At 74.5% G+C, this 8777-nt stretch carries 10 protein-coding genes and 1 pseudogene; 6 read left to right on the top strand and 5 right to left on the bottom strand.

Annotation, left to right across the window (positions count from 1 at the left end; genetic code table 11):
• Both AWW66_RS30215 and AWW66_RS30210 read right to left on the bottom strand, forming a co-directional pair.
• Positions 1-338: pseudogene (locus AWW66_RS30215) on the bottom strand (hypothetical protein); the annotation flags it as partial.
• A gap of 61 nt (positions 339-399) precedes the next feature.
• Entirely contained in the window at positions 400-1734 is a 1335-nt protein-coding gene (locus AWW66_RS30210) for a M20/M25/M40 family metallo-hydrolase (protein ID WP_067373624.1), read from the bottom strand.
• 83 nt (positions 1735-1817) lie between these two features.
• On the opposite strand from AWW66_RS30210, the gene AWW66_RS30205 reads away from it, so the two are divergent.
• The 3 genes from AWW66_RS30205 to AWW66_RS30195 all read left to right on the top strand — a co-directional run bounded on the left by AWW66_RS30205 (position 1818) and on the right by AWW66_RS30195 (position 3797).
• Positions 1818-2408, top strand: coding sequence for a hemerythrin domain-containing protein (locus tag AWW66_RS30205; RefSeq protein ID WP_067373621.1), 591 nt, complete (start codon positions 1818-1820; stop codon positions 2406-2408).
• A gap of 119 nt (positions 2409-2527) precedes the next feature.
• The gene (locus tag AWW66_RS30200) at positions 2528-3541 is read left to right on the top strand and encodes a LysR family transcriptional regulator (RefSeq protein WP_067373618.1); all 1014 of its coding nucleotides are present in this window, start codon (positions 2528-2530) and stop codon (positions 3539-3541) included.
• Between the two features lie 19 nt (positions 3542-3560).
• Positions 3561-3797, top strand: a complete 237-nt coding sequence (locus AWW66_RS30195; protein ID WP_067373617.1) for a hypothetical protein — start codon at positions 3561-3563, stop codon at positions 3795-3797.
• 79 nt (positions 3798-3876) lie between these two features.
• Here the strand turns inward: AWW66_RS30195 and AWW66_RS30190 are convergent, their stop codons facing one another.
• Genes AWW66_RS30190 through AWW66_RS30185 form a run of 3 tightly spaced genes read right to left on the bottom strand, consistent with a single transcriptional unit; the run spans position 3877 to position 6954 of the window.
• Positions 3877-4227, bottom strand: coding sequence for a DUF3140 domain-containing protein (locus AWW66_RS30190; RefSeq protein ID WP_067373614.1), 351 nt, complete (start codon positions 4225-4227; stop codon positions 3877-3879).
• Positions 4227-4394: a hypothetical protein gene (locus AWW66_RS34680; protein WP_169807198.1), complete on the bottom strand. Its 168-nt coding sequence runs from the start codon at positions 4392-4394 to the stop codon at positions 4227-4229. The genes AWW66_RS30190 and AWW66_RS34680 overlap by 1 nt, the downstream gene beginning before the upstream one ends.
• Before the next feature lie 13 nt (positions 4395-4407).
• Positions 4408-6954 (bottom strand): ATP-dependent Clp protease ATP-binding subunit, encoded by a 2547-nt coding sequence (locus AWW66_RS30185; RefSeq protein ID WP_067373611.1) that lies wholly within the window; start codon positions 6952-6954, stop codon positions 4408-4410.
• Between the two features lie 92 nt (positions 6955-7046).
• On the opposite strand from AWW66_RS30185, the gene AWW66_RS30180 reads away from it, so the two are divergent.
• The 3 genes from AWW66_RS30180 to AWW66_RS30170 form a co-directional block, all read left to right on the top strand.
• On the top strand, positions 7047-7427 hold the full coding sequence (locus tag AWW66_RS30180; protein WP_067373608.1) for a PIN domain-containing protein: 381 nt from the start codon (positions 7047-7049) through the stop codon (positions 7425-7427).
• Positions 7428-7581: 154 nt separating this feature from the next.
• Positions 7582-7842 carry a hypothetical protein gene (locus tag AWW66_RS30175; RefSeq protein WP_067373605.1) on the top strand — a complete coding sequence of 87 codons (261 nt, stop codon included), beginning with the start codon at positions 7582-7584 and terminating at the stop codon, positions 7840-7842.
• A gap of 10 nt (positions 7843-7852) precedes the next feature.
• Positions 7853-8777: hypothetical protein (locus AWW66_RS30170; protein ID WP_245648552.1), on the top strand; the 925-nt coding region annotated here is incomplete at its 3' end.

The following is an 8777-nucleotide window of genomic DNA, read 5'->3' as shown; positions in this document are numbered from 1 at the left end:
AGCGCCGCGACGCTGGGTACCCGGTAGTCGCGGCGCTGCCGCACCGAGATCACCCGGGGGTGGGGGTCGTCGGCGTCGGCGAGCGCGCCGGCCCCGCCGAACCGCTCGTCGGCCTCGTCGGGGTCGATCGACTCCACGTCCCAGGGAGTGACCTCGCCGTACGCGGCCAGCAGCCGCTGGTCGTAGTCGGACGACGCGTTGTTCAGCTCGACGTACGCCTGCCAGACGTTGTCGTCGTCGATCCGGCCGTCGCCGGCCCGGACGGCGGCCAGGTGGGTGCGAGCGGACTCGATCACCCGTTCCAGGGCAGCCTCCAGCTCACCGTGCTGGTCGGTCATGTGCCAGTCCCTTTCGCATGTGGGGGTCGCGGGCGCCCGGGGAACCGTCCCCGGGACGCGGTCAGCAGCTACGGAGGAAGCGGTCGAGCACCCGCACGCCGAACTGTAGCCCGTCCACCGGTACCCGCTCGTCGATGCCGTGGAACAGGGCGGAGAAGTTCAGGTCCGCCGGCAGTCGCAGCGGGGCGAAACCGAAGCAGCGCATGCCCAGGCGGGCGAAGGCCTTGGCGTCGGTGCCGCCGGAGAGCATGTACGGCACCGGGCGGGCCCCCGGGTCCTCGGCGCGCAGCGCCGCGGACATCGCCGCGACCAGGGGCCCGTCGAAGGTGGTCTCCAGGGCCGGCTGCCGCTGGACGTACTCGATGTCGATCTCGGGGCCGACCAGGTCGCGCAGCTGCCGCTCCAGCAGTTCCGACTGCCCGGGCAGGCTGCGGCAGTCGATGGTGGCGGTGGCCCGGCCGGGGATGACGTTGTCCTTGTAGCCGGCGGCCAGCCGGGTCGGGTTGGCGGTGCTGCGGATGGTCGCGCCGATGATGTTGGCGATCGGGCCGAGCTTGGCGATCGCGGTCTCCGGGTCCTCGGGGTCGATCTCGATGCCGAGCACGTCGGAGACCTCCTCCAGGAAGGCCCGCACGGTCGGCGTGACGGTGATCGGGAACCGGTGCCGGCCGATCCGGGCGACGGCCTCGGCGAGCGCGGTGACCGCGTTGTCGTCGTGCACGAACGAGCCGTGCCCGGGGCGGCCCTTGGCGTGCAGCCGCAGCCAGTCCAGGCCCTTCTCGGCGGTCTCGATCAGGTAGAGCCGGGTCGCCTCGTTGACCGAGTACGAGAAGCCGCCGACCTCGCCGACGGCCTCGGTGCAGCCGTCGAAGAGCCCCCGGTGCCGCTCGGCCAGGAAGTGCGCGCCGTAGTCGCTGCCGGCCTCCTCGTCGGCGGTGAAGGCGAGCACGATGTCGCGGGGCGGCCGGACGCCGGTGCGCTGCCAGTGCCGGACCACCGCCAGCACCATCGCGTCGAAGTCCTTCATGTCGATCGCGCCCCGGCCCCACAGGTACCCGTCGCGCAGCTCACCGGAGAACGGGTGCACCGACCACTCGGCGGCGTCGGCCGGGACCACGTCGAGGTGCCCGTGCACCAGCAGGGCGCCCCGGCCCGGGTCGGTGCCGGGGATGCGGGCGACCAGGTTGGCCCGGCCCGGCGCCGACTCGTGGATCTCGGTGGCCACCCCCACCTCGGCGAGCTTCTCCGCCACGTACTCGGCCGCCGCGCGTTCCCCGGCGCTGGTGGCGGTGTCGCCGGTGTTGGTGGTGTCGATCCGCAGCAGGTCCCGGCAGAGGTCGACCACCTCGTCGGTGGGGGCGGGCGGGGCGGAGGCAGGGTCGGGGTCGCTCGTCATCGCTTCCTTATACCAGCCGGCGGCGGAGCGGCCCGGTTTGGTGGTCGGCCCGGCCGGGTACCGGCGGCGGCGAGGAGGTCACCGTGACCGTTCACCTGCCACCACTGCCCCCCACCCCCGGCGACGGATACCGCCCGGGTGGGCGCAACCTGGTCGACATCATCGAGGCCGAGCACCGCGAGCTGCTGGAGCTGGTGGGCGAGGCGACTGCCGCAGGGACGTCCCCGCCCCGCCGCGAGGAGGTTCTGGACGTGTTCACCGCCGTCCTGGTCCGCCACCTCTCCGGCGAGGAGCAGTACCTCTTCCCCGCCGCCCGGCACGCGGTGCCCGGGGCCGGGGAGCGGATCGACCGGGCGATCGCCGGCGACGCCGGGCTGCTCGCCGCCGCGCGGGACCTGCCCGACGGCGGGCTGCCCGACCTCGTCGAGGAGTTGCGCCGGCACGTCGACGGGGTGAACGCGCTGCTGGGCCCGCTGCGGGCGGCGGCCAGCGAGGAGGAGCTGATCCGGTTGGGCAACCGGCTGGAGATCGCCGAGGAGGCGGCGCCGACCCGACCGCACCCGGGAAATCCGCACACCCCGCCGTGGAACCGGATCGTCGACCCGGCCGTCGGAGTGGTGGACAAGGTGCGTGACGCGGTGAGTGGACGGCACACCCACCGCTCCGACTTGTGACCCACCTCGAATCGATATCAGGCGATACGTCATGAGCTGCACCTTCTCCCGCTCCACTAGAAGTTACCGCTCGGTTACGGGACTTTTCGCCGGTCCGTCGTGGTCATAACGTCACCATCATGAATCTGGAGTTGCGTCACCTGAAGGTGGTCTGCGCGATCGCGGAGACGGGGAGCGTGACCAAGGCGGCCTCCACTCTCGGCCTCGCCCAACCGGCACTCACCGCCCAGCTCCAGCGCATCGAACGCACCCTGGGCGGGCCGCTGTTCGAGCGGGACCGGCGCGGGGCCCGGCCGACCGCGCTCGGCGAACTGGTGCTCGCCCGGGCCCGGGTGCTGCTGCCGGCGATGAAGGGGCTGCAGGACGAGGCGGCCCGGCTGGCCGGGGCGGTGGACACGCCACGCCGGTACCGGTTCGGCGGGGTCAACAGCCCGATCCTCGGTCGGCTGGTGCACCGGCTCGCCGCCGAGCAGCCCCAGGCCCAGATCACCACGTACGCCTCGTGGTCGGTCGACGAGTTGGCCCAACTGGTGGCCAACGGGCGGCTCGACTACGCGCTGACCGGGGTCTGCGGCGACTCCACCCCGTCGGCGGAGTTCGGGCTGAGCTGGCGGGAGGTGGCCGTCGACCCGGTCGTCGTGCTGCTGCCCGAACGGCACCCGCTGGCCGGGCGGGACGAGGTGAGCCTGGTGGAGCTGCGCCGGGAGCAGTGGGTGGCCGCGCCGGGCGACGGCTGCTTCGGCGACTGCTTCGCCGCCGCCTGCGCCCGCGCCGGCTTCACCCCGCGCAAGCTGTACGAGACCGACGTGCGGGGCAGCATGGACCTGGTCGAGGCCGGGGAGGCGGTGGCGCTGTGCCAGGCCACCTTCCGCCCGGTCGCCGGGCTGGTGACCCGACGGCTGGCCGGGGCACCACTGCGCTGGCGGCTGATGCTGGGCTGGCATCCGGAGGCCCCCGCCGCCGGCTTCGCCGACCTGGTGCTGGAGACCGCCGTGGCGGCGTACACCGACTCGCTGTCCCCGCACCCGGACTACCTGGCCTGGCTGGCGGAGAACCCCGACTTCGGACTCCGGGGGCGGGCGATCCCGCCGGCCCCGGTCGACGATGCCGTCGACGGGGTGCGAACCGCGTGAGCGTGGGTATCTCGCGGGCATGACCGACCTGTACCCGCCCGCCGACGACCGGGAGGACGTCCGCCGGACGGCCGCCGCGCACACCGCCGCCTCACGGGACGTCGAGGCGTTCCTGCGCCGGCTGCCCGAGGCGCCCGGCGCGGCCGACGTCGCCGAGTACGCCGCCCTGCTGGCCCGGGAGGAGCTGCTGCGCATGGAACGGCAGGCCGCCGCCGACACGGCGGGGCTGCTGTTGCCCAGCCGCGACCAGACCTGACCGGCACGAGCCGACGCCCGGGCCCGGCGAGGGCACGGCCGCACCGGTGCGCCTCGGGGCGCACCGGTGGGCCCGCGCCTCAGCGGACGGCCAGCGGGTCGTGGCCGAGGTCGAGCAGGGCGTGCCGCCAGCCGTCGTCGGCGTTGCCGCCGGCGGGGCGGGACCGGGTCAGGTCGTCGATGCGGTCGACGGCCCGGCGCATCACCTCGATGTCGTCCGGGGTCAGGTCCACCTTGCGCTTGCGCAGCACGGCGAGGATCTGCCGGCCGGGCTCGGGCAGGTCCAGGTCCGGGTTCGGCCCGAACGCCTCCTCCCCCGAGCCCCGGGTGAGCAGCCACTGCCGCAACTGCTCCGACGGCATGTTCACCCGGGCGTGGAAGTCCTCCCAGAGCAGCTCCACGTCCGCGTCGAGTCGCGCCTCGCGTGCCATCATGTCTCCTCTCCGGGCACCGGCCCGGACTCCGCCGGGCCGCCCTCGCCGGCCAGCGCCCCCGGGCCTTCGGGCGGCACCTGGACCCGGGACGGGTTCGCGGTGGGCGGGGCCGCGATGGGCTCCGCCCGGTCGGTGGATTCGTCCCGCTCCTCGGGTTCGGTCACCGGTGCGCTCCGCTCATCGGGGGTGGGTGGTGGTGGCCGTGACGTGACCTCCGGCGGAGACCCGGATGTCGAGCGCGGCGTCCCGGACGTCCACGGTCACCGTCTGCCCCGGGGACAGGGAGCCGTCCAGCAGCATCCGGGACAGCCGGTTGTCCATCTCCCGCTGGATCACCCGGCGCAGCGGGCGGGCCCCGAACTCGGGCTGGTACCCGTGCTCGGCGAGCCAGTCGACGCCGGCCGTGGTGACGTCGATGGTGATGTCCTGCGCGTGCAGCCGGCGCCGGGTCTCCTCCAGCATCAGCTCGGTGATCTGCCGGAGCTGCGCGGCCTCCAGCCGACGGAAGATGATCACCTCGTCGATCCGGTTGAGGAACTCCGGGCGGAAGTTCTCCTGCAACCGGCGCATCAGCCGCTCCCGCAGCTCGTCGCTCTCCCGGTCGGTGCCCGGCTCCCCGGCGCCGAAGCCGACCGCCCGCTGGGTACCGGTGATCAGCTCCGAACCCAGGTTGCTGGTCATGATCAGGACGGTGTTCTTGAAGTTGACCGTCCGGCCCTGGCTGTCGGTGAGCCGCCCGTCGTCGAGCACCTGGAGCAGGATGTTGAACACGTCCGGGTGGGCCTTCTCGATCTCGTCGAGCAGCACCACCGCGTACGGGCGGCGGCGCACCGCCTCGGTGAGCTGACCGGCCTCCTCGTACCCGACGTAGCCGGGCGGGGCGCCGACCAGGCGGCTGACCGTGTGCCGTTCCTGGAACTCGCTCATGTCCACCCGGACCATCCGGTCCGCCTCGCCGAAGAGCGCCTCGGCCAGGGCGCGGGCCAGTTCGGTCTTGCCCACGCCGGTCGGGCCGAGGAACAGGAAACTGCCCATCGGCCGGTTCGGGTCGGCCAGGCCGGTCCGGGACCGGCGGACCGCCTCGGCGACCGCGCCGACCGCGTCGTCCTGGCCCACCACCTTCTCGTGCAGGTGGCCCTCCAGGCGCAGCAGCCGGTCCCGCTCCTCCTCGGTGAGCTGGGCGACCGGGATGCCGGTGGCCCGGGAGACCACCTCGGCGATCTCCTGCGGACCGACCTCGGGCACCTGCGGGGAGTCCTCCTCGCCCCGGGCCCGCCGGATTTGCTCCTGCACCTCGGCGAGGCGGTCGCGCAGCGTCGACGCCCGCTCGTACTGCTCGTCGGCGACCGCCTGCTCCTTGTCCCGGCGGACCTCGTCGAGCTGCTGCTCCAGCTCCCGCACGTCCGAGGCGGGGGTACGGGTGCGCAGCCGGACCCGGGCGCCGGCCTGGTCGATCAGGTCGATCGCCTTGTCCGGCAGGTACCGGTCGGTGACGTACCGGTCGGAGAGTTCGGCGGCGGCGACCAGCGCTTCGTCGGTGAACCGCACCTGGTGGTGCGCCTCGTACCGGTCGCGCAGGCCGCGCAGGATGCTGACGGTGTCCTCGACGCCCGGCTCGGGGACCAGCACCGGCTGGAACCGGCGGGCCAGCGCGGCGTCCTTCTCGATGCTGCGCCGGAACTCGTCGAGCGTGGTCGCCCCGATCACCCGCAGCTCGCCCCGGGCCAGGGCCGGCTTGAGCATGTTGGAGGCGTCCATCCCGCCCTCGCTGCCGGCCCCGCCCGCGCCGACCAGCGTGTGGATCTCGTCCAGGAAGATGATCAGCTCCTCCCGGTGGGCGCGGATCTCCTCGATCACCTTCTTCAGCCGTTCCTCGAAGTCGCCCCGGTACCGGGTGCCGGCGACCAGGCCGGCCAGGTCGAGCTGGATGACCCGCTTGTTGAGCAGGGTCTGCGGGACGTCGCCGTCGCAGATCCGCTCGGCCAGCCCCTCCACGATGGCGGTCTTGCCGACCCCGGCCTCCCCGATGAGCACCGGGTTGTTCTTGGTCCGCCGGGACAGGATCTCCACCGCCTGCTCGATCTCGTCGGCCCGGCCGATCACCGGGTCGATCTGGTCGTTGCGGGCCAGGTCGGTGAGGTCCTGGCCGTACTGGTCGAGGGTGGGGGTGCCCCGGTCCGGCCGCGGGCCGGTGGTCGCCCCCCGCTCGGCGCTGGCCGCCTGCAACGACTCGGGTTGGATCCGGCCGGCCGACAGCATCCGCCCGGCCGGCGACTCCGGATTGAGCGGCAGCGCCATCAGGATGTGCTCGGGGCCGATGTAGTTCGCCCCCATCGCCCGGGAGAGCTGGTGGGCGTCGAGCAGCGCCCGCTTCGCCGCCGGGGTGAGCGACAGGTTCGGCGGCACCTCCCCCCGGGGCGCCCCGTCGCCCTGCCCGCCGAGCGCGTTGACCAGCGCGTCCGGGTCGGCCCCGGCGCGGTGCACCAGGTCGCGCAGGGCCTCGCGCTGCAACGCCGCCCAGAGCAGGTGGTCGGTGTCCAGGTCGCTGCTCTGCCGCTGGGCGGCCCGCCGGGCCGCGTCGGCCAGCATCTCCCGGGCGTCGGCGGTCATCAGCCGGGTGATGTCGACCCGGTGTGCCGGTCGGCGTCCGCCCTCACCCCGCCCGAAGTAGCGGGCCAGGAACTCGTCCCACGGGTCGGAGCCGAAGTCACCGGGTCCCAACATGTGCGTCCTCCGAGGTCGAAGCCGACAGGGTCGACACGCAGGGCTACCCGGCCCTCGGGCCGGCAAACGCCCCGGGGTGGCACCCTGAGAGGGTGGACGAGGCACCGCTGCTGATCGTGGACGCCGCCAACGTGGTCGGCTCCCGCCCCGACGGGTGGTGGCGCGACCGAGCCGGGGCCACGGCCCGGCTACGCGACGCGCTGGCCCCGCTGGCCGCCGAGGGCCGCCCGCCGGACCTGCCCCCGGACGCCGAGGTGGTGCTGGTCGTCGAGGGCGCGGCCCGGCGGGTGCCGGGCATCCCGCAGGTGCGCGTGGTGGCCGCCGAGCGCAGCGGCGACGACGCCGTGGTGGCCCTGGTCGGCGCCACCGCGTCCCGCCGGCGGCTGGTCGTCACCGCCGACCGGGAGCTGCGGGAACGGGTCCGGGCCCTGGGCGCCGAGGTGTACGGTCCGCGCTGGCTGCGCGGGTACTGAGCCGCCCCGGCGGTGCCGGGACGGCCGCGAGACGGACCGTCGCCGGGCGCCGGTGGCAACCGGACAGTGGGGCAGGACACCGACAGGGCGGATGTTCTCTCGCAGACCGCAATAGGCTGTAATGGAGTCCTCCCCGCCCCCAGGAGGTTCCACAGTGGCGAGCGTCGCCGAGCTCAAGGCCGCCATCGATGTCGCTCTCCAGCAGATCGGTGACGGCCAGACCGCCGTGCAGGCCGCCGGCGAGAAGCTGGCCGAAGCGCAGCAGACCCTGGCCGGCGCGCTGGAGGGCAGCGGACACGAGACGGTGGAGGCCGCGCAGGCCTCGCTGACGCAGGCCGCCCAGGAGCTGGAGGAGTGTCTGGCCGCCACACTCGTCGCGGTGGAGCAGGCGCAGCAGTACGTGTCGACGCTCTGAGAGGCGGGTCGTGTCGATCGTCGAGGACATCGGCGCGCAGGTGCGGGCCGCCGCCGAGGATCTGCCGCTCGGCCTGCTCGCCCAGGCGCTGGAGAAGCTCGGCCAGGCGTCGGAGCGGCTGCGCTGGGTGCGGCAGGAGTCGAACAACCCGATGGGGGTGCCGGAGCTGTCCGCGGCCACCGAGCACGCCGAGACCGCCGGGTACGCGCTGCGGGTCGCCCAGGAGCAGCTCGCCGCGTACCTGACCGCGCTCGGGTTGACCGCCGACGGGGCTCCCGCGCCCCGGGCGCAGCGGCCGGAGCCGAAGCACGACGCGCCCCGGGGTGACGCGCCCGGACCGGAGGACGGGGGCGGGCCGGCGGAGTCGGCCGACCCGACGGTCCGCCGCTGGTGGTCGGTCCGGGTCACCGAGCTGACCGGTGGCGGCACCGCCCCGGTCGACGGGCCGGACGAGCAGGTCGGCGACGCCCGGGAGCTGCTGCGGCGGGTGGTCGGCGGGGTCCGCTCCGGCGACCGGACCCGGCTGCGCACCGAACTGTGCAAGGCCCACGCCGACGTCGGGCTGGGCCTGGCGGCGTTGGCCCCGCCGCTGCTGCGCGAGCTGGCCGGGGAGCTGCTGGGGCACCCGCCGCGCGCCGACGACCTGCCGAAGCTGCGCAGCCAGCTCGACGGCCGGGTCCGCGACCTGCTGCCCGGGCTGCCGCCCTCGGTGCTGGAGACCCTGCTCAGCCGGGTGTGCCGGATGCCCCCGCCGCGCTCGGACGGGGAGCAGTCGCACGCCGCCGACTCGGCGGTGACCTCGGGCGTGCTCGCCGGGGTGCTGCTGGACCGGCTCGGCCGGGACCTGCCGAAGCAGGTCACCGACCCGAAGGCCGACCCGCAGCGCCCCGCCGACGGGGACCGGCCGGGCGGCGCGGGCCGCCCCGACCGTCCCA

Origin of the sequence: Micromonospora rosaria, from assembly GCF_001567585.1 — a bacterium.
Classification (GTDB): Bacteria; Actinomycetota; Actinomycetes; order Mycobacteriales; family Micromonosporaceae; genus Micromonospora; species Micromonospora rosaria.
The sequence above is the reverse complement of the archived record's forward strand: the minus strand, read 5'-3'. Positions and strand labels throughout refer to the sequence as shown.